This is a genomic window from Micromonospora sp. D93, assembly GCF_018070365.1.
GTDB classification, from domain to species: Bacteria; Actinomycetota; Actinomycetes; order Mycobacteriales; family Micromonosporaceae; genus Micromonospora; species Micromonospora ureilytica.
The window spans coordinates 80585-99661 of record NZ_JAGPXW010000014.1 but is presented as its reverse complement, the minus strand read 5'-3'; the positions used below and the strand labels follow the sequence as shown (position 1 = coordinate 99661).

Sequence of the window (19077 nt, the reverse complement as noted above, 5' to 3'; positions counted from 1 at the left end):
GCACTCTTCAGACCAGTACTGAACCTTTGGCCAGAATGAAAATCCTCGCCGTCGGCGTAAGTCGCCCCTGAGGCCACCGCGTACGGAGACTCCCCCCGAACGGTCCCCTGCCATGTGTCGAGACGGACCGATTCGAGCTGACAACCCCTTGGCCCCGAAGATCGGCAACACGGTCTCGTTCGATCTGCTGCGCTGGGATCCCCGAGCGGCGATCCTTTGGGTTGGCCGTTGGTCGGCGGCGCGAGCGGCCTGCGATGCGGGCCGCCTCGATCTCGTATAGAAGGAGAATCAAGGATGACATGCGACGCCGGGCGATGACGATGCCGTGCGTCGCACCATGCCTGACATGATCGCGACGAGGCGAGGCGGCATAGCAGGCAATCTAGGGCGGCCTCCAGACCAAGAGGCGACCGGCCCGGATTAGTCGCTTTTCAACCCGGCACGCTGCAACCGTCCTGGGCCTCGCGTCAAGACAGCGTTGATCGCAAAGTGGCCGCGGCTGCTGGTTGCCCGACGGCGACTCCTGCCCACAGTGCACTGATTGCTCCTTGCTTTTCGCCAGCCGCCGCTAATGCTTGCGCAAGGATTAGATAGCTTTTGAACTCGTCGAGAACCACCCCCTGCTGGGCCATTGTCAACGCCTCATCGAAACGCATTTCCTCCAGCAGGTAGGTCACCAGCGAACCCAGCGACTCCCATGTCCCGTCCCTGACCGCACCGTGCAACTCCTCCTCAGACTCAGCGCTATGCACGCGTAGATAGTCAATACGCTGCTCTCTGTCGATTTCGTACTGGAGCGAATGTGCCTCCTCAACGGAGCCGAGCTGCAGCATCTCGGCGACTCGCCGCTGAGAGAGGGAGTCGTTTGGCAGCGGCCGACGGGGCCGGCCGTAGGCGAGCAAGAAATCTTCCAGATCCTCCTCGGCCGAAAATTCACGTCCTTCCACAGCCGCATAAAGCAGGTCCTCTGCCTTGTCGAGGTTGCCACGGCTCTGCTCCAGCCAGGCCAAATGCCTGTTGCGCTCGAACAGTGGGCCAGGGTGCTCCCTGGCGAATTCCTCTGCTCGCTCGAACTCGCCGTCCTCGACCAAAATCCTAAAGATGAGACTTCCGACAGTAGTCTCGCCATTTTCGAGAGCGCTGATCAGGATCGCCATCGCCTCATCCCGCCTGTCGCGGGCGGCCAGGAACCGGCCGAGGGCCTGCCCAGAATTCAGCTCTCCAGCCAAGACGCTTTCTCGCAGAACGTTCTCAGCTTCAGCAACTCGGCCAAGCTCAGCAAGATGATCTGCCAGTTCCTGCCGCGCCTGATAGTTGCCCGCCGCGATGGACTGCCGCCAGACCGACTCGATGCTTCCAGGCTCTCCTCGGCATACCAGAAACGAGACGAGAGCTTCTTCCGAGTGCTGTACCCCTCGGGTGACGGCAGCACGCAGCTCCGCCTCAGCACCCGCGAGATCCCCCGTCCATGCACACAAAGCTGCCAGCCCTAGTTGGTCGTCGTGATTCGCATAGGGCAGTAGGTCGCGCCAGCTCGCGGCGGCGTCAGTCGTCCGGCCCTGAAGCATCCGCAGGCGCATCAAGCACCCAGCAGCGCCGCGCGAGCCCCGTGCCGCCTCCTGCAGCAGGATCGTTCCGACTTCCTCCGACAAGCCCCGCACCTCGAAGATCAGCCGGACAAGCACGACCCAGGCGTCGGGTTCTCGGCGATCTACGGCCTCTTGCAGCAGCGACTCGGCAGAGTCCCAGTCGGCACGACGCGCGGCCAGCTTCGCCAAGGGGACCCGGACTCCTGGCAGGTCCGCAGTGCGCGCTTCCATTAGTACGGCGAACGCGTCCTCCGGTCTGTGCTGCCGTTGCAGGAAATCCGACAGGTCTCTAGACGCCCCGGGGATGCCCCTCGCGACTGCGCTTCTGAGGACTGCTTCAGCCTCGACATACCGCGAGCGGCCTTCAAGGATCGAGGCATAGATGCGCCCGGCCTCCGGCTCGTCGTTTGCGGCCCCTTCGCGCCAAACCTGAAGGACCTCGCCCGTACGGCCCAATTGGCGAAGGAAGTCGGCCAGCTCGTAGCGGGCTGAGGGTGTTCCATCCTCGGTCTCATGGCGAAGGATCGCCTCGGCATCGTCGAACTCTTGGTCCTTAGCGAGCAGGCCGGCCAGGTGAAGATTGGCGAAGGGCACGCCCCGGTTCACCGCGTCACGCCAAACGTCGATCACTTCGTCCGCCCTCGACTGCGACCTAAGAAGCTCCTCGAGCTCCGACTGGGGCCCGAAGAGGTGGACACTGATCGTCCAGCCGAGGGCGGGGCCAAGGTACTCATCGCGACCGGTCGCCGCATCGTGTCGACCAGAAGAGGATCCGCCCTCGAATGCAGGGACGCCGGCTTTCATCGCACGACGCAAGACCACCTCGCACTCGTCCGCGCGGTCTTGCGATCGCAGGAACCGCGAGTAGTCAAGCCAGACCTCGACGGGGTCAGATACGAACGCGTCGGCAAAGACCTGCTCTGCTTCCTCGGTCCGCAACTGCGCAGCAAGGAGCTTTGCGAGTGCCACAGAGGCTCTCACGCTGCCTCGGTCGATGCTGATCCGGTAGAAGCTCTCGGCTGGCTCCGTAGCGCCTCGACGAACGGCCGACGCTGCCAGTTGGTACGACTCTTCCGAATCGGTAATGATTTGCCTCAACGCTTCCCACAGGCCGTATTCGACAGTCAAGAGCGCACGTTCGCGATGAAGTTGCTCGTAGACGTAGTCAGCCAAAATATAGCCTAATTCGTCCGCGGCGGTCATCGTCGGATTCAAAAGTGCCGCAGTGCCTCGCAAGGTCTCCGTCGCGAACCTCATCGCGGAGTCGAACCACATCTCGTCGAGCAGCGCGCGCGCCCGCTCGTGCGGATCAAGGAGTGCGACGGTGATGATCTTTAGATCGGAGGTGGTCAGAGGCGCTGCCCTACCGAGCAGGCGAGCGTCGACCGCTCCGGCAATGAGCTTGCGGGAGAACGCATCCGGCGCCATCCGCAAGTGCCGAAGGAGGTCGGGCCCGGCCGCCAACGTCTGCGTAACGGCCCCAGCGCTCCCTTCCGATGTCATTAGCGCCGTCTTGATGGCGGCATCGTGCTCCGCTATGGCAACCGCAGCGGTCATCTCCCGATCGCTGAGCCGGGAGCCGACATAGATGATCACTGCTCGGTGAAACAGCGCTTGGAGGCCGCCTGAAGTGGGACGTGCCGGTGCCTGCTCGTCCGTCCCAGAATGGCGCATGTATTCCTTGGCGTAGCTGGGCCACAATGTCCCGATGACGACACAGCGCCGCGCCCCGTCGAGCAGGTCGATTAGCGTCGCCGCGACCTCGTCCGCATCTTCCTCGATCAGGAAGTTCTGTAGTTCGTTGAGCCACAGCACGGTCTCGTCCCAGTCGGTCACCTCCTCGAACACCTGCCGCAGGCGGGTAAGGGTCAGGGGCACGATGATTTGCCAATCCCGCAGCTCATCGAGCACCCGCTCCGCCGCGCTGCGGGTCTTGCCCGTCGAGGACTCGCCGACTAGCAGGATGAAGCGTGTCGCCGTGCGTGACTCGGCGATGCTCCGCTTCAGCAACTGATCGTGGTCGCGTGGGATGTATGCACTGGCATCGTCTGGTGCGCCAGCTCGACCCGACTCGATAGACGGATGCACTCCGAGCGTCAAAAGATCCAGGTCCCGCACCAGGCGCTTGACTAGCCTGCGCCCAGCAAGAGAGCGCCCAAGCTGGTGCTTCACCCGCCGCTGCCTAACTCGGCGGACTCCCCACCCTCCGGCCGCGCCGAGCAGGGTAACCACGGCGATCGCCCCCGCCACAAGAGACGCCACTTTGTCACCGACGTCTAGATCGAGGTCCATGGTCGAGGATTACTGGTGAGCCACCTTCCTGTCCAGCCGGCAAACGGATGCATCTGGCGGCGGCCCGTGCCAGCGTAGGACGACGGGCAGCCGCTTGGATTGTTTGGGCAACAGTCAACTCCTCACTAAGGACGAGGCCCGCGGCCGCTGCACCGCCAATTCGGTTAATGCTGCGATGAACGAATGGTGGAAACTGCAATTAGCTAACGTAGCCATACGCTTGCGCGGTAGTCAGCCAGGTTATCGGTTGTGAGTGCCAGCGTCGGCCTACCCGCATCCTATAAGACCGGCGTATGATCGGATCGTGACGGACTTGGCAAGCCTCGCGGCACGGACCGCCGCGCGCCAGCTCGCGACGGCGCTGCCCAGAAGGTGGCGGCATGTCCAAGCGGTTGGCTCGAAGGTGGAGTCGCTCCGGCCAGTGGTAGGTGACGATGGAGACGTGCTCGTCGCCGCCGCATGGCTACACGATATCGGTTACACGCCCCGCATCGTGAATACCGGATTCCACTCCCTTGACGGTGCGCGATGGCTCCTCCGTGAGGGGTTCAGCTTGCGAATTGCAAGCTTGGTGGCCCACCACTCCTGCGCATCCTATGAGGCGGAGGAGCGTGGTCTCGGGGCTATACTGGCCGCTGAGTTTCCGCATGAGGAATCATCAACCGCAGACGCTCTGTGGTTCGCGGATATGACGACCGGCCCAGACGGCCAAGACTTCACAGTCGACGAACGACTCGCCGAAATCCGCGAGCGTTATGGGTCGGAAGACCTCGTCGCTCGCTTCTGGAGGAAGGCCGAGCCGGCACTAATAGGGGCCGCGCGCAGGACAATGATGCGCATGGCGTCTCACCCGATGTAGGGATTCTCTCTTTGCTCCAAGCCGTGGTCTATACGTAGCCTCATTGATGGATGGATTGCCACATGATCCAGCGCATCACATAGCACCCATCGGACTGCGGACGACTCGTCGCTAGTAGTTGGCTCGCCATTGACAAATCGCGCTCGGAAACAGATCGAGAACTGCTGCCGCACCTCGCCGTCGCTGTACTCCACGACGTGGTTCGGGTTGGTGTAGATCCCGACCACGCCGGTCACCTCAACCTCGACGCCGGTCTCCTCACGCGTCTCTCGTACGGCCGTGTCGGCGATGTACTCGCCGAAGTCCTGGGCGCCGCCGGGTAGCGCCCACAGGCCGTTGTCGGTGCGTTGGATGAGCAGCACCCGGCCCTGATCGTCCTGAACGAAGACGGTCACGGCTACGACGATGCTGTTCGGCTTCGGGGCGTTCGGGTTGTTGAAGTGGTCGATCCGGGCCATGACTTCAGCCTCTCACCGGCGGACGGCTCAGTGTTCGGGCCAGACGGCCCGCTTCTTCCCGAGAACTCGGTTGAAGCTGGCGACGTAACTGTCGAACAGGTCCCCGCCGCCGAGGCGCCGCAGGTGCAGCACCGGCGCATACGCGGCCGGCGTGCCATACAGATGAGTGTTGACCAGCATCTCGTCGTCGAAGCGGTAGATGGAGTTGTAGAGGATGGTGTCGTGGTAGTAGATCCCGACGTTGTCCAGGTCCCGTAGGTCTTTGTAGAAGGCCAACGCGTTCAGAATCTTGTTGGACATCGCTGGCCCGATGCCCTCGGCGTCTCCACGCTCGGTGATGTGTTCGCCCTCCGGGTCGCCGAACAGCAACTCCACCTGCGCTCCGGCCAACGCCTTCTCGCGGAGCGTTGCGATCCAGCGGTGGTTGAACTCGGGTAGGAACAGTCCTCCGTAGACCAAGACGCCGACCTGTCGGGTGGCCTGCTCCAGGAGCCGCTGCCAGAGTTCGGTGGGGACGGCTCCGCGGCGCGGGTAGATGTAGACGAGTTCCGACTGGCTGATCTGCACCGCGCGTTGCGTCGGTAGCGCGTCCGGCCAGAGGTACGACTCACTCTCGTTCAGCAATTCGGCGATGGTGTGGCGATAACGCGGGTACGGGTTGCGGGTCTGAGTCACCCACCGCTCGACAGTCTTCGGGTCGACACCGAGCCTTTCGGCTAGCGCCGACGTCGTCAGACCGTTCTTGAGCATGCCGTTGCGAAGACGGTCGTTCGGCATCGCGTCTCCTGCTCACTGGCTGGGGGACGGCATGGGGACGACTCACCCTAGCAGGGACGTCCCCAGTCGTCCGTGACTCGCGGTGAAGTTGTCACTACCAGTCGGCGGAGCCTGGTTCCACAGGACAGGTCATCCAGAGGACGCGAGAGGCCCGCCGAAGTTCGGCGAGTCCGAGCGTCGGCACCGGCTGACGGAGGTGGGCATGCAAGGCGGTGAGTCGACGAGCCGAGGCGAGCAGTGTGAGGCGGTCGAGCGGGAGGCTGCCAAGCAGCGTCTCCTGGCGCAGGCCGAGGCGGAGCGCGTACCCGTGGAGGACACGACCCGCGCGGTCCCGGACCGGCGGTGGCGGCGTGACCAGCGATGACGTCCCCATCGGGCGGCGTGTGGCCCGGTGGCGGGTGCGGCGGTCGATGACGCAGCAGATGCTCGCGGACCGGCTGCGCAGGTCGAAGAGTTGGGTGGACAAGGTGGAGCGGGGTGTGCGCGCCCTGGACCGGTACTCGGTGATCCAGGAACTGGCCCACGTCCTGCGGGTCGACCCGCAGGTGTTGCTCGGCCAGCAGCGCAGCACCTCGGCGGGCACGCCAGGCGGGGTGGACGACATCCGGGCCGCTCTCGCCCGCTACGACACCTCGCAAGCCCCAGAGCAGACCGACGAGCTGAGAAGGCAGGTCGGGTACGCCTGGTTGAGCTACCAGCACGCGCACTACGGCCAGTTGGTGCGAGTCCTGCCGGGTCTGCTCGACGCCGCCCAGGGCGCCCGGACACCGGAACTGCTGGTGCAGACGTACCGGATCACCTCGTCGCTGCTGGTCAAGCTCGGCGAGGCCGACCTCGCCTGGCTGGCCGCCGACCGGGCGATGTCCGCCACCGGCGACGATCCGATCCTGGCGGCAACGGCGGCCATCTCGGTAGCCCAGGCGCTCCGCGCCTCAAACCGCGACCGCCTAGCCCTAACAGCGGCCCAAACCGCAGCGAACCGCATCCTCCCGGCCCCCTCCCACCCGGCTGATCATGAGGTTGGCGGGCTTCGTGGAGATCAAGCCGCCCGTCAACCTCATGATCAACGAAGCGAGGGGCGGAGCGAGGGCGAGGGTGCGCCCGCGCGGCGGCGGCCGGCGGGGGAGTGGGCGGTGGGTGGGACGCTGCTGGTGCAGGCCGCCCTGGCCGCTGCGGGCTGCGGCGAGCACCGCCACGCCGAGGAGCTGACCGGGCGGGCCGCGGGGATCGCGGCCAGCCTGAGGGGGTACGACGATCCGCACCGCACCAGCTTTGGTCCGGTTGCTGTGGAGTTGGCGCGGGTGCTGGTGGCGGCGCAGCGGGGTGACGCCGTCGAGGCGCTGCAAAGGCACTCGACGGTGGTTCGGCGGGAGGGGTGGCGGCGGTTGCCGGCTGAGTATCGGGGCGCGTACCTGGTCGACGCCGCGACGGCATACCTCAAGGTTGGTGATCTGCGTGGGGCTGCTCGCGCGCTTGTCGACGCGGACAGTGTCGCGCCGGCTGAGGTTCGGTGCCGGCCATTGGCGCGTACGGTGATCGCCGATGTTGCTCGCGCGCAGCCGGCGCCGGCCGGTGTGGCGCGACTGGCCGCGGTGGTCGGCCTCACCCGTTGATGAAGGGTCTCCAGTCCTGCAACCTTGTGAGGATCCGCCCGTCTCTTGAATCGCTGACGGAAGTTACGTCCCCTGCTGAATACTGGTGCGGTACGGCACAGGGAGGCCGGAATTCGGATCGGCACGCGGAGCCATCCGGACGTCCCGTCGAACGTTTCTGCCGATTACCGTCGTGCTCCCACTGTCCAGCGGAAGTGTGACTTTCCGGAAGGTGATGCCGAATGAGCGCTACTCCTGACACGTCCGGTCAAAAGGCAGGGCTGCCCACTGTTGTGCTCGTCCATGGGGCGTTCGCCGACTCGTCGAGCTGGAACGGCGTGATCGCCAACCTCAAGCGTCGAGGCTATCCGGTCATGGCGCTCGCCAACCCGCTGCGCGGAGTGCAGGAAGACGCCACTTATATTCGCTCGATTGTCGACACCGTGGACGGTCCGGTCGTGATGGCCGCTCACTCGTACGGCGGGGCAGTGATGACCGAGGCTGCGGATGGTGCCGCCAACGTGAAGGCTTTGGTGTACGTCGCCAGCATCAGCCCGGACGTCGGCGAAAGTGTGCTCGCCTTGACGATGAAATATCCCGGAAGTCAGCTCGGTACTGCCATCAGGATGGTTCCCTGTCGTCTCGCCGACGGCAGCCCGGCCATGGAGCAGTACATCGAGGAGGAGAAGTTCCACGCAGTGTTCGCTGCCGACGTCGCCCCCGACGTCGCCGCGCTGATGGCGGTCACGCAGCGGCCGCCCACTGAAAACGCCCAGACCGGGTCCGTGACCAAGGTGGCCTGGAAGTCCATCCCGTCGTGGACCCTGGTCAGCACCCAGGACCTGGGCATTCCGCCGGACCTGCAACGCTTCATGGCCCAGAGGGCAGGGTCCACCACGATCGAGGTCGACGCCTCTCACGCCGTGGCAGTCTCGCAACCCGGCCCTGTCGCAGACTTCATCGACACCGCCGCCCGCGCCACGGCGGGCTAGTTCGCCGGTGGTGTCGATGCCCAATGCCTCCCGCTTGGTCGGCCTCACCCATTGACGGTCGCGCGTCGGCGTCTGTCGTCCGCGGGGTGGATGGTGCGCACCGGGTTGGGCACCGGTCCTCGGCGCTGCCACTCGCGGGGGTAGCCGAGGGAGACCTCCTCGAAACGCACCCCGTCGTGGAATGTGGTGCGGGGGATGTGCAGGTGCCCGTAGACCATGGTGGCGGCGTCGAAGCGCAGGTGCCAGTCGCTGGTGCGGACCGTGCCGCACCACTGGGCGAACAGCGGGTACCGCAGGATGTCGGTGGGTTCCCGCACCAGCGGGTAGTGGTTGACCAGCACCGTCGGCAGCGCCGGGTCGCGTTCGGCCAGCCGGCGTTCGGTCTCGGTGATCCGGGCCGCGCACCACGCCTCCCGGCTCGGGTACGGGTCGGGGTGCAGCAGCGCCTCGTCGGTGCAGACCACCCCGGCGGCGTACGCCAGGGCCAGCGACTCCTCCTGGGTGTGGGCCTCGGGCACCCGGAACGTGTAGTCGTAGAGCACGAAGAGCGGGGCGATGGTGGCCGGGCCGCCGTCGCCGTCCCACACCGGGTACGGATCCTCCGGGGTGACCACCCCCAGCCGTCGGCACAGCCGGACCAGCTCGCGGTAGCGCTCCTCGCCGCGCAGCGTGACCGGGTCCCCCGGTGGCGTCCACAGCTCGTGGTTGCCCGGCGCCCAGACGACGCGCGCGAACCGGCTGCTCAGCAGCCCGAGCGCCCACTCGATGTCGGCGAACCGGTCGGCGACGTCACCGGCGACGAGCAGCCAGTCGCCGTCGTTTTCCGGGTGCAGCTCCTGGACGAACGCGCGGTTCTGCGGGTGCCCGACGTGCAGATCGCTGACGGCCCGCAGCCGCGGCGGAAGGCTCACCCTTCGAGGCTAAGCCGTCGCGGCCCGATCAGGACACCCCTGTCCGTGCCTTCGGGCCGATCTGACGTCCCGCATATCCGGCGACCCGACGGGAAAGCGCGGGGCGTCCGACAGCCCGAGACCGGAGCAGGAGACAAACATGCCTTTCATCACCGTGGGTACGGAAAACTCCGCGCCCATCGACCTGTACTACGAGGACCACGGTTCCGGTAAGCCGGTGGTGCTGATCCACGGCTTCCCGTTCAATGGCGCCACCTGGGAGAAGGAGACACGGGTGTTGCAGGACGCCGGATACCGGACGATCACCTACGATCGCCGCGGTTACGGTAACTCCGCCCAGCCGGCGTTCGGGTACGACTACAACACGTTCGCGGCGGACCTGGACGTGTTGATGACCGAGCTGGACCTGAACGAGGTGACCCTGATCGGTCACTCGATGGGCACCGGCGAGGTCATTCGCTACCTGGGCAACTACGGTTCGCAGCGAGTGAGCCGGGCCGTGGTGCTCAGCCCGCTGCAACCGATGCTGGCCAAGGCGAGCGACAACCCGGAGGGCGTCGAGCGGAGCCTCTTCAAGGGCTTCCAGGACGCCATCATCAAGGACCGGTTCGCCTACCTGACATCCTTCTGCGACGCGTTCTTCAACCCGGACCAGAACATGGGCAAGCGGGTCAGCGAGGAGGCGTACCGGGCGCACTGGCAGATCGGCGCGATGGCCTCCGGTAAGGCCACCCACGACAGTGTGAACGCCTGGCAGGAAGACTTCCGCCAGGACCTGCCGAAGATCAACATTCCGGTGTTGATCGTGCAGGGCGACCAGGACCGGGTGCTGCCCTACCCGGTGACCGGTCAGCGGCTCGGGCCGATGATGCCGACCGGCACGCTCATCACGCTCAAGGGCGCGCCGCACGGTATCCCGTGGACCCACGCCGATGAGGTCAACAAGGCGATCATGGACTTCATGAAGCAGCCGGCCAAGGCTCGCGCCTGACCCGTACCGGTAGCCGATCGGACGCCAGCGCCGTGAGGCGCCGCGACACCCGGCCCACGGTTCGCACCGGGGCCGGGTGTCGTCGTCGGTCAGGCTCGGCGGGCCACCACCGCGCCGTTGGCGCCGGGGGCGTCGAACGGCACCGTGTGTACGTCGACGAAGCCGGCGTCGGTGAGCCAGGCCGTGTACTCGGCGCCTGAGTAGTTCCGGCCGCCCTCGGTCTCGACAAGCATGTTCATCCCCATCAGGGCCGCCTCCGGCGGTCCGGTGCGCTCGTCGTTGAGCAGCAGTTCACAGACGACGATCGCCCCGCCGGGCGGCAACGCCGCGTGGCACCGGGCCAGCAACTCCCGGTTCGTCGGCTCGTCCCAGTCGTGCAGGATCATGCTGAGCAGGATGACGTCGTGCCCGTCCGGCAGCGCCGGATCGGCGAGGAAGTCGCCGCCCACCGCCTCGATCCGCCCGGTCAGGCGGGCCTCGGCGATCCGCTCCCGGGCACGGACGCAGACGTGCGGCAGATCCAGGACTGTCGCCCGCAACTCGGGCAGGCGGCGGCAGAACTCGATCGGGAACGCGCCCGCCCCGCCGCCCACGTCGAGCAACCGGCGATGCGCCGAGAAGTCGTACGCGTCGGCCAACGCGCTGGCGGTGAAGCTGGACGTGGAGAACATGGCGTCCCAGAACTGCGCCAGCATGGCCGGGTCGGCGGTGTCGAACATCGACTGTTGGGACTCCGGGTCCCAGGTCAACGGCCGATCCGTGCGTAGGGCCTCGCCGATGCGGTGCCAGGGCAGGTAGGTGCGCAGGTCCGAGTAGCGGACCTGCGCGCCGAAGTAGTACGGGCGGCCCTCGACCAGGAACTGCTCGGCCACCTCCGAGTTGCGGTAACCGTCGCCGGACTTCTCCAGCAGGCCGAGCGAGGCACTGGCGGCCAGCAACAGGTCGGCCGGCCGGTCGGGCAGCCCGAACTCGGCGGCGGCCTGCTCGACGGTCATCGTCCGCCCGCCGGCCAACCGGGTGAACAGGCCCAGCTCAACGCCGACCGCGAGGGTCTTGAACCCCCACACACCGGCCACCAGACGCATGAGGGGAGTCGGAGTGATCACCACCACATGAGATCACACATCACACGTTTCCACGATGGACCCTCACGCCCGGATCAGCGTCTCCTTCGTAGCATTTCGGCACCCACGTGGCGATGGGTTGTCCCTAGGCGGATCGGCCGGCGAACCGCTGGCCGACCCGCCGCCCCGCGAGGCTCACCACAGTGCTGCCGGCCGCCATCCCGACCAGCACCAGAATCCCCCCGACCACCCACAATCCGCTGTCGTCGGTCCCCGCGGCCCGCCACGACCAGACCGCCGTGAACGCCACAGTCATCACCGGCGCCACCAGCCACGGGCTGAGCCGCGTCCCGGCGAGCGCGGCCAGCGTCACGAGCGTCAGCACACAACCGATCACCTGCCACGCCTCGTACGGACCGCTGCTCGCGCCGGTCTGCGCGTCGACCGTGTACCGGGTGTCCCAGCCCAGCCAGAGGATCCACGCCCCGACCGTGGCCACCGCCAGGAACAGAACACCGAGCAGTGGACGCGTACCCCTCGTCGCCGTCATCCGGCGATCATCCCCTGCCTGCCGCCGGATCGGTAGCCGGCCGCGGACCAGCGCGATCCCCAATGGACTGTTGCCTCGGTCGGTGGCGATCCTCTACGGTCTGCTCAGCGGTGGGCGGTGCGGTCCGCATCCGACCCGACACCGCCGGTTGCCCGTCGTGCGGGCCGGGATGGTGGAATCCCGGGTCGCCCCGTCGGCGGTGACCCGGCGGTCGTGTGACTCCCAGCTCGTGCCCGGGTCTTGATGCCCCGGGCGGCTCCGCGTGGAGCCGACGGCGAGCCGGGGCACGCCGACCCACCGGGAGAGCCCCGTGTTCCTCAGCCCGCACGAGCAGGACCGCCTGCTCGTCCACGTCGCGGCCGACGTCGCCCGCGCCCGCCGCGAACGCGGCCTGCGCCTCAACTACCCCGAAGCCGTCGCGGTGATCACCGCGTTCCTCCTCGAAGGGGCCCGCGACGGGCGGTCGGTGGTCGACCTGATGTCGGCCGGCCGGGCGGTGCTCGGCCGCGACGACGTCCAGGACGGCATCCCCGAGCTGCTGAGGGAGGTGCAGGTGGAGGCGACGTTCCCGGATGGCACCAAGCTGGTGACGGTGCACCACCCGATCCCGTGATCCCCGGGGAGATCCTGCCGGCGGCCGACCCGGTCGAGATCAACGTGGGGCGTCCGGTGACCACGCTGCTCGTGGTCAACACTGCCGACCGCCCGGTGCAGGTCGGCTCGCACTACCACTTCGCCGAAGCCAACCCGGCGCTGTCGTTCGACCGGGGCGCGGCGTGGGGGCAGCGGCTCGCCGTTCCGGCGGGCACCTCGGTCCGGTTCGAGCCGGGCATCAGCCGCACTGTCGACCTCGTTCCGCACGGCGGCGCGCGGATCGTGCCGGGCCTGCGCGCAGAGTGCGCGGGAGCGTTGGACCCGCCGCGCGCGGTCGCGGCCGACGGGTCGCCGCGGTGAGCGCCGTGCGGAGGGACCGCTACATCGACCTGTACGGGCCGACGACCGGTGACCGGATCCGACTGGCCGACACCAACCTGCTCATCGAGGTGGAGACCGACCACTGCGTGGGCGGCGACGAGGCGGTCTTCGGCGGCGGCAAGGTGATCCGTGAGTCGATGGGCCAGTCCCGGGCCACCCGCGCCGAGGGGGCACTGGACACCGTCATCACCGGCGCGGTGGTGCTCGACCACTGGGGCGTGGTCAAGGCCGACGTGGGGCTGCGCGACGGACGCATCGTGGCGCTCGGCCGGGCCGGCAACCCGGACACCATGCCCGGTGTCCACCCCGACCTGGTCATCGGCCCGTCGACCGAGGTGATCGCGGGCAACGGGCGGATCCTCACCGCCGGCGCTGTCGACACCCACGTGCACTTCATCTGCCCGCAGATCGTCACCGAGGCACTGGCCAGCGGCATCACCACGATGGTCGGCGGCGGCACCGGGCCGGCCGAGGGGACCCGCGCGACAACCGTCACCCCGAACGCCTGGCACCTGGCCCGGATGCACGAGGCGCTGGACACGATGCCTGTCAACGTGCTGCTGCTCGGCAAGGGCAACACCGTCTCCACCGAGGCGCTGTGGGAACAGTTGCGGGCCGGTGCGGGCGGATTCAAGCTGCACGAGGACTGGGGCACCACCCCGGCCGCGATCGACGCCTGCCTGCGGGTGGCGGACGCGTCAGGGGTCCAGGTGTCGATCCACACCGACACGCTCAACGAGGCCGGCTTCGTCGCCGACACCCTGCGGGCGATCGGTGGGCGGGCGATCCACTCGTACCACACCGAGGGAGCAGGGGGCGGGCACGCGCCGGACATCATCACGGTGGCCAGCGAACCGAACGTGTTGCCGTCGTCGACCAACCCCACCCGGCCGTACACCGCCAACACCCTGGCCGAACACCTGGACATGTTGATGGTCTGCCACCACCTCAACCCCTCCGTTCCAGAGGACCTGGCCTTCGCCGAGAGCCGGATCCGACCGTCCACGATGGCCGCCGAGGACCTGCTGCACGACCTCGGCGCGATCTCCATCATCGGTTCCGACTCGCAGGCGATGGGCCGGGTCGGCGAGGTGATCACGCGGACCTGGCAGAGCGCCCACGTGATGAAGGACCGGGTCGGCGCGCTGCCGGGTGACGGGGCCGCCGACAATCACCGGGCCCGGCGGTACGTGGCGAAATACACCATCTGCGCGGCGATGGCCAACGGGCTGGAACAGGAGATCGGCTCGGTCGAGCCGGGCAAGCTCGCCGACCTGGTGCTCTGGGACCCGGCGTTCTTCGGCGTCCGGCCGCTGCTGGTGATCAAGGGCGGCATGATCGCGTACGCCCAGATGGGCGACGCCAACGCCTCGATCCCGACACCACAGCCGATGCTGCCCCGGCCGATGTTCGGGGCGTACGGCGCGGCGGCGGCGGCCACCAGCCTGGCCTTCGTGGCCCCGGCGGCCCTGGACGCCGGGCTCCGCCTGGACGTGCGACGCCGGGTGGTGCCGGTGAACGACGTGCGGTCGCGGGGCAAGGCCGACCTGCCGGAGAACAACGCGATGCCGCGCATCGAGGTGGACCCGGACACCTTCACCGTGCGGATCGACGGGCAGGTGGTGGAGCCGGACCCGGTGACCCGGCTGCCGATGGCCCAGCGGTACTTCCTGTTCTGATGGCGACGCCGAGCCTGCTGTTGCTGTTGGCCGACGGGCGCTTCCCGGCCGGGGCGCACGCGCACTCCGGTGGTCTGGAGGCTGCCGTCGCCGCCGGCCGGGTCACCGACCTGACCTCGTTGGAGTCGTTCCTGGCGGGACGGTTGGCCACCGCCGGTCTGGTCGGCGCGGCGTTCGCGGCAGCCGCACACCGGGTGGCAATGCCCGAGATGGTCGGCTCGGCGCACCCGGCCCGGTCCGCCCGACCGTCGGACGCGCCGGCCGGGTCTGCCGCCCGGTCGGGGGCGCCGGCCGGGTCTGCCGCTCGGTCGGGGGCGCTGGCTCGGCTCGACGCGGAGCTGGACGCGCGTACCGCCGCCCCGGCGTTGCGGGCGGTCTCGCGCCGACAGGGCCGGGCGCTGCTGCGAGCCGGGCGGACCATCTGGCCGGACGCCCGGTTCGCCGACCTGCCCGCGACGCCCGGTGGCGCGCACCAGCCGCTGGTGCTCGGGCTGCTCTGCGCCGCGGCCGGGCTGTCCCGCCTCGAGACCGCCACGATCGCCGCGTACGGGACGCTGACCGGTGCGGCCAGCGCCGGTGTACGTCTGCTCGGCCTCGACCCGTACCGGGTCCAGGCTCTGCTGGTCGGCTTGGCCGACGCCTGCGACGGCACTGCCGCCGACGCGGCGCGGGCCGCCGACGACCCACCGGAGCGGCTGCCGGCCGCAGCCGCTCCACTCGCCGACATCCATGCCGAAATCCATGCCACCTGGGAGGTGCGTCTCTTTGCGTCCTGACACCGTTGTGCCGAGCGCTGTACCCGCCGTCGAGCCGACCACGCCGCCGCCGGCCACCCCACCCCACGACGAGACCGTTCCGCACACCCACCCGGAGCCGGGGGTGGACCCGCATCCGCCGTTGGCGCGCGCCGGCCGTGCCCTGCGCGTCGGCATCGGCGGCCCGGTGGGGTCCGGCAAGACGGCCCTGGTGGCCGCGCTCTGCCGTGCCTTCGCCGACGAGCTGCGGCTCGGCGTGGTGACGAACGACATCTACACGACCGAGGACGCCGACTTTCTCCGCCGGGCCGGAGTGCTGGACCCGACCCGAATCCGCGCGGTGGAGACCGGTTGCTGCCCGCACACAGCGATCCGCGACGACATCGGCGCCAATCTGGACGCCATCGACGAACTGGCCGATGCGGTCGGGCCGCTGGACCTGGTCCTCGTGGAGAGCGGTGGGGACAACCTGACCGCGACCTTCAGCCGAGGGCTGGTCGACCGGCAGATCTTCGTGGTCGACGTGGCGGGTGGGGACAAGGTGCCCCGCAAGGGCGGGCCAGGGGTCACCGCCGCCGACCTTCTAGTGATCAACAAGACCGACCTGGCGCCGATGGTGGGTGCCGACCTCGCCGTCATGGATCGTGACGCGCGGGCCCGGCGCGGCGACCTCCCGACCCTCTTCCTGTCCATCGTGGGAGACCCCACGGCGACGTCGGTCGCGGAGTGGATCCGGCACGAGTTGGCCCACCACGCCGCACTGCACCCGCTCGCCGTGCCGGCCGGCACGGCCTGATGCGAGCGCGCGCCCGGCTGGTCGCTCGGGTCGACGATCGGGGCGGCACGGCCCTTGTCGAGTTGCACGGCGAAACGCCGTTGCTGCTGCGCCAGACCCCGACCGACGGTGGTGTCGCCACTGTGCACCTCGTCGGCGGGGCGGCCGGACCGCTCGCCGGGGACGATCTCCGCCTGGAGATCGAGGTGGGACCGGGCGCGGCGGTTCGGGTGCACAGCGTCGCCGCGTCGATCGCCCTGCCGGGTCGCGCGGGTGCCGTGTCCCGGATGGCGGTGCGGGCGGTGGTACACGCCGGTGCCACGCTGCACTGGCTTCCGGAGCAGTTGGTCGCCGCGGCCGGCTGCGCGCACCTCGCCGAATCCCGGATCGACCTGGCCGCCGGTGCGAGCCTGCGGTGGCGCGACGAGCTGATCTGCGGCCGGTACGGCGAGGCCCCCGGCGGCGCCGTCGTGCACACCCAGGTCGACTACGCGGGCCAACCACTGCTGCGCCAGTCCCTCGCGGTGGGGCCGCAGGCGCCGGGCTGGGCCGGCCCGGCGGTGCTCGGCGGCGCCCCGGCCACCGGGTCGCTGCTGGTGGTCGACCCGTCGCGGCCCGCCGAACCTCCGACGGTCGAGGGCAGTGTCGCCCGGCTGCCGTTGGCCGGCGGCCCGGCGACCCTGTGGACCGCCACCGCTCCCGACGCGCACACCCTGCGCGCCCACCTCACGGTCTAAGGAGCCGCTACCGGACCGCGTGCCGGCCCTGCTGGACCGTGTCACCCGCGGCGGCCGAGCGAGGATTGGCCTCGGCTGCCGAGACCGTTCCCGAGGCCAGGTTGGTGCAGAGCACGACGGTGCCGGCCGGCGGACACTCCAGAGAGCGTGATGTCTGTGAGTCATCGTGATGACTCACAGACATCACGCTCTCTGGAGTGTGGGGTGGGAGGTCGGGCCGCGCTCAAGGCGTGCCGGCCGCCTCGGCGTGCACTCGTTGCCGAGCCGGGTCGAGGCGGCCGATCAGGTCGTCGAGCTGACGCACCAGGTCGGCGGCCGGTGCCCCACCCGGCTTGCTGCTCCCCGCGATGCCCTGCTCCGCGGTGCCTACCTCCGCGATGCCCAGCTCGGCGATGCTGGCCCGGACCCGCTCGTCCAGGCGGGCGTGCTCGCGGCGGCCCCGCACGGTCAGGTACGCCCGAATTCGTCGGCGGTCGATCGGATCGATTCGCCGGAAGACGAGGTTGCGGTCGACGAGGTGGTCGACCAGCTTGGTGAGGGTGCCCGGCGGCAGCGACGCCTCAACGGACACCTCGCTCATCGGGTGACCCTGGCCGTCGGCGAGCAGGCAGAGCACCCGCCACGCCTCGATGCTCAGCCCGTCGTCGGCCAGAACGGCGCCCAGCCGGCGGGAGAGCAGCCGTTCGGCGCGGGTGAGCGAGCGCAGCAGGTCGGCTGGCGCCCCGGGCACGTCTGACATGAAACTCCCTGGTCCGGTGGCCCTGTCATGGTAGCGAGTCGTCCCGGTCAGTGGTGAGCGCTGGTCTTCCGTCGTGGGCCGGGCAATCATGTGCTCATGTCCGCGCCGGCACCGCCGTGGCTGACCGTCGACCGTGCCGTGGTCAGCATCGCGCTGGTCTACCCGATGCGCGGGCCGGCCGGCATGTTCGGCCCCACGTGCGAGCTCTGCGCGCAGCTCGCGGTGGAGGAGATCAATCGGTGCGGTGGGGTGCTGGGCCGGGAGGTGCGGCTGGTGCCGGTCGACGGTGGCGCACCGCCGGCCGAGGTGGCCGCCGAGGTCGAGGCGTTGGTGTCGGTGGGGGCCGTGCAGGGGGTGACGGGGTGGCACATCTCCTCGGTGCGCCAGGCGTTGGCGCCCCGCGTCGCGCACCGGGTGCCGTACGTCTACACCGCACTCTACGAGGGCGGCGAACGCACCGAAGGGGTCTTCCTGACCAGCGAGACGCCGGATGCCCAGCTGTGGCCCGCGATGCGGCTGCTCGCCGGGGAGCAGGGGGTGCGTCGCTGGTTCGTGGTGGGCAACGACTACGTGTGGCCGCGCCGTACGTCGCGGGCGGCCCAGCGGTACGCGTTGCGCGGCGGTGGGCAGGTGGTGGGCCGGCACTTCCTGCCGTTGGACGCGCACGACTTCACCGAGGTGTTGCGCCGCATCGAGCACAGTGACGCGGACGCGGTGTTGATGCTGCTGGTCGGTGCCGACGCGGTGCGGTTCAACCGCGCGTTCGCCCGGTCCGGCCTGGATCAGCGCTGCCTGCGGCTGAGCACCCTGATGGACGAGAACATGCTGCTGGCCAGCGGTGCCGGCGCGACCCGGAGGCTGTACAGCACTGCGGGTTTCTTCGCCGGGCTGGTGACCCAGGAGAATCTCGACTTCCACGGCGAGTTCGCCAGGCGTTTCGGGGTGGAGGCGCCGCCGTTGGGCAGCCTGGGGGAGTCCTGCTACGAGGGCGTCATGCTGCTCGCCGCGCTGATCGGCCAGGCCCGCACCCTCGACGTACGGGCCATCGAGACGGCCGCCGACACGGTCGCCTACCACGGGCCGCGTGGGCGGTTGCGGCTGCGTCAGAGGCACGTGCGTCAGCGCATCTACCTGGCCGAGGCGGACGGCTTGGACTTCACAGTGCTGGCCCAGCTCTGAACCAGCGCCGACAGCCGGCCCACCGGGCCCTTGACAGCGCTACCCGATCCCGTCCTAAGATGCTTCCTGCGTGAAGTATCTGGCCACGGCGTCAGATGTCACGATTGTGTGCCCACCGTCGGCGGATTCTTTCGTCGACCATTGTGGCGGCCCTTGTCTCGCA

At 68.8% G+C, this 19077-nt stretch carries 19 protein-coding genes; 12 read left to right on the top strand and 7 right to left on the bottom strand.

The window, feature by feature from the left end; all coding sequences use genetic code 11:
* Positions 1-467: 467 nt before the first annotated feature.
* On the bottom strand, positions 468-3761 hold the full coding sequence (locus tag KBX71_RS17875) for a lipopolysaccharide assembly protein LapB (RefSeq protein WP_210819136.1): 3294 nt from the start codon (positions 3759-3761) through the stop codon (positions 468-470).
* 424 nt (positions 3762-4185) lie between these two features.
* On the opposite strand from KBX71_RS17875, the gene KBX71_RS17870 reads away from it, so the two are divergent.
* The gene (locus tag KBX71_RS17870; RefSeq protein ID WP_307847137.1) at positions 4186-4740 is read left to right on the top strand and encodes an HD domain-containing protein; all 555 of its coding nucleotides are present in this window, start codon (positions 4186-4188) and stop codon (positions 4738-4740) included.
* On the opposite strand, the gene KBX71_RS17865 is transcribed toward KBX71_RS17870, so the two are convergent.
* Both KBX71_RS17865 and KBX71_RS17860 read right to left on the bottom strand, forming a co-directional pair.
* The gene (locus tag KBX71_RS17865) at positions 4728-5198 is read right to left on the bottom strand and encodes an NUDIX domain-containing protein (RefSeq protein WP_210819135.1); all 471 of its coding nucleotides are present in this window, start codon (positions 5196-5198) and stop codon (positions 4728-4730) included. The two genes, KBX71_RS17870 and KBX71_RS17865, sit on opposite strands and share 13 nt — an antisense overlap.
* Positions 5199-5225: 27 nt before the next feature.
* Positions 5226-5975: a helix-turn-helix transcriptional regulator gene (locus KBX71_RS17860; protein WP_210819134.1), complete on the bottom strand. Its 750-nt coding sequence runs from the start codon at positions 5973-5975 to the stop codon at positions 5226-5228.
* Between the two features lie 202 nt (positions 5976-6177).
* Here KBX71_RS17860 and KBX71_RS17855 point away from each other — a divergent pair, with 202 nt between their 5' ends.
* The 3 genes from KBX71_RS17855 to KBX71_RS17845 all read left to right on the top strand — a co-directional run bounded on the left by KBX71_RS17855 (position 6178) and on the right by KBX71_RS17845 (position 8559).
* Positions 6178-6339 (top strand): hypothetical protein, encoded by a 162-nt coding sequence (locus KBX71_RS17855; protein WP_210819133.1) that lies wholly within the window; start codon positions 6178-6180, stop codon positions 6337-6339.
* The gene (locus KBX71_RS17850) at positions 6326-7588 is read left to right on the top strand and encodes a helix-turn-helix domain-containing protein (protein ID WP_210819132.1); all 1263 of its coding nucleotides are present in this window, start codon (positions 6326-6328) and stop codon (positions 7586-7588) included. Before KBX71_RS17855 ends, KBX71_RS17850 begins: the two co-directional genes overlap by 14 nt.
* 221 nt (positions 7589-7809) lie before the next feature.
* On the top strand, positions 7810-8559 hold the full coding sequence (locus tag KBX71_RS17845; protein ID WP_210819131.1) for an alpha/beta hydrolase: 750 nt from the start codon (positions 7810-7812) through the stop codon (positions 8557-8559).
* 44 nt (positions 8560-8603) lie between these two features.
* Here KBX71_RS17845 and KBX71_RS17840 read toward each other — a convergent pair whose 3' ends face one another.
* On the bottom strand, positions 8604-9470 hold the full coding sequence (locus KBX71_RS17840) for a metallophosphoesterase (RefSeq protein ID WP_210819130.1): 867 nt from the start codon (positions 9468-9470) through the stop codon (positions 8604-8606).
* Positions 9471-9609: 139 nt separating this feature from the next.
* Between KBX71_RS17840 and KBX71_RS17835 the strand changes: the two genes are divergently transcribed.
* Positions 9610-10461, top strand: a complete 852-nt coding sequence (locus KBX71_RS17835) for an alpha/beta fold hydrolase (RefSeq protein WP_210819129.1) — start codon at positions 9610-9612, stop codon at positions 10459-10461.
* 89 nt (positions 10462-10550) lie between these two features.
* On the opposite strand, the gene KBX71_RS17830 is transcribed toward KBX71_RS17835, so the two are convergent.
* A complete protein-coding gene (locus KBX71_RS17830) occupies positions 10551-11567 on the bottom strand; it encodes a methyltransferase (protein ID WP_210819128.1) in 1017 nt (338 codons plus the stop codon).
* 103 nt (positions 11568-11670) lie between these two features.
* Complete coding sequence (locus KBX71_RS17825; protein WP_210819127.1) at positions 11671-12075, bottom strand: hypothetical protein; 405 nt, start codon at positions 12073-12075, stop codon at positions 11671-11673.
* Between the two features lie 310 nt (positions 12076-12385).
* Here KBX71_RS17825 and KBX71_RS17820 point away from each other — a divergent pair, with 310 nt between their 5' ends.
* Genes KBX71_RS17820 through KBX71_RS17795 form a run of 6 tightly spaced genes read left to right on the top strand, consistent with a single transcriptional unit; the run spans position 12386 to position 16996 of the window.
* Entirely contained in the window at positions 12386-12688 is a 303-nt protein-coding gene (locus KBX71_RS17820; protein ID WP_030335444.1) for an urease subunit gamma, read from the top strand.
* Positions 12685-13029, top strand: a complete 345-nt coding sequence (locus tag KBX71_RS17815; protein WP_210819126.1) for an urease subunit beta — start codon at positions 12685-12687, stop codon at positions 13027-13029. The genes KBX71_RS17820 and KBX71_RS17815 overlap by 4 nt, the downstream gene beginning before the upstream one ends.
* Positions 13026-14729: an urease subunit alpha gene (locus tag KBX71_RS17810; RefSeq protein WP_210819125.1), complete on the top strand. Its 1704-nt coding sequence runs from the start codon at positions 13026-13028 to the stop codon at positions 14727-14729. The genes KBX71_RS17815 and KBX71_RS17810 overlap by 4 nt, the downstream gene beginning before the upstream one ends.
* Positions 14729-15505, top strand: a complete 777-nt coding sequence (locus tag KBX71_RS17805) for an urease accessory protein UreF (protein WP_210819124.1) — start codon at positions 14729-14731, stop codon at positions 15503-15505. The genes KBX71_RS17810 and KBX71_RS17805 overlap by 1 nt, the downstream gene beginning before the upstream one ends.
* Entirely contained in the window at positions 15495-16280 is a 786-nt protein-coding gene (gene ureG / locus KBX71_RS17800) for an urease accessory protein UreG (protein ID WP_240639367.1), read from the top strand. The genes KBX71_RS17805 and ureG overlap by 11 nt, the downstream gene beginning before the upstream one ends.
* Positions 16280-16996 (top strand): urease accessory protein UreD, encoded by a 717-nt coding sequence (locus KBX71_RS17795; protein WP_210819123.1) that lies wholly within the window; start codon positions 16280-16282, stop codon positions 16994-16996. The genes ureG and KBX71_RS17795 overlap by 1 nt, the downstream gene beginning before the upstream one ends.
* A 223-nt stretch (positions 16997-17219) precedes the next feature.
* Here KBX71_RS17795 and KBX71_RS17790 read toward each other — a convergent pair whose 3' ends face one another.
* Positions 17220-17735 (bottom strand): MarR family winged helix-turn-helix transcriptional regulator, encoded by a 516-nt coding sequence (locus KBX71_RS17790; protein ID WP_210819122.1) that lies wholly within the window; start codon positions 17733-17735, stop codon positions 17220-17222.
* Between the two features lie 96 nt (positions 17736-17831).
* Between KBX71_RS17790 and KBX71_RS17785 the strand changes: the two genes are divergently transcribed.
* Positions 17832-18914, top strand: coding sequence for a substrate-binding domain-containing protein (locus KBX71_RS17785; protein ID WP_196926391.1), 1083 nt, complete (start codon positions 17832-17834; stop codon positions 18912-18914).
* Positions 18915-19077: the final 163 nt, after the last annotated feature.

Excerpts from the sequence above, each read along its gene's own strand:
- KBX71_RS17865 (WP_210819135.1), bottom strand. The coding sequence starts at position 5,198 with ATGGCCCGGATCGACCACTTCAACAACCCGAACGCCCCGAAGCCGAAC.
- KBX71_RS17860 (WP_210819134.1), bottom strand. The coding sequence starts at position 5,975 with ATGCCGAACGACCGTCTTCGCAACGGCATGCTCAAGAACGGTCTGACG.
- KBX71_RS17855 (WP_210819133.1), top strand. The coding sequence starts at position 6,178 with ATGCAAGGCGGTGAGTCGACGAGCCGAGGCGAGCAGTGTGAGGCGGTC.
- KBX71_RS17845 (WP_210819131.1), top strand. The coding sequence starts at position 7,810 with ATGAGCGCTACTCCTGACACGTCCGGTCAAAAGGCAGGGCTGCCCACT.
- KBX71_RS17835 (WP_210819129.1), top strand. The coding sequence starts at position 9,610 with ATGCCTTTCATCACCGTGGGTACGGAAAACTCCGCGCCCATCGACCTG.
- KBX71_RS17825 (WP_210819127.1), bottom strand. The coding sequence starts at position 12,075 with ATGACGGCGACGAGGGGTACGCGTCCACTGCTCGGTGTTCTGTTCCTG.
- KBX71_RS17805 (WP_210819124.1), top strand. The coding sequence starts at position 14,729 with ATGGCGACGCCGAGCCTGCTGTTGCTGTTGGCCGACGGGCGCTTCCCG.
- KBX71_RS17795 (WP_210819123.1), top strand. The coding sequence starts at position 16,280 with ATGCGAGCGCGCGCCCGGCTGGTCGCTCGGGTCGACGATCGGGGCGGC.
- KBX71_RS17790 (WP_210819122.1), bottom strand. The coding sequence starts at position 17,735 with ATGTCAGACGTGCCCGGGGCGCCAGCCGACCTGCTGCGCTCGCTCACC.
- KBX71_RS17785 (WP_196926391.1), top strand. The coding sequence starts at position 17,832 with ATGTCCGCGCCGGCACCGCCGTGGCTGACCGTCGACCGTGCCGTGGTC.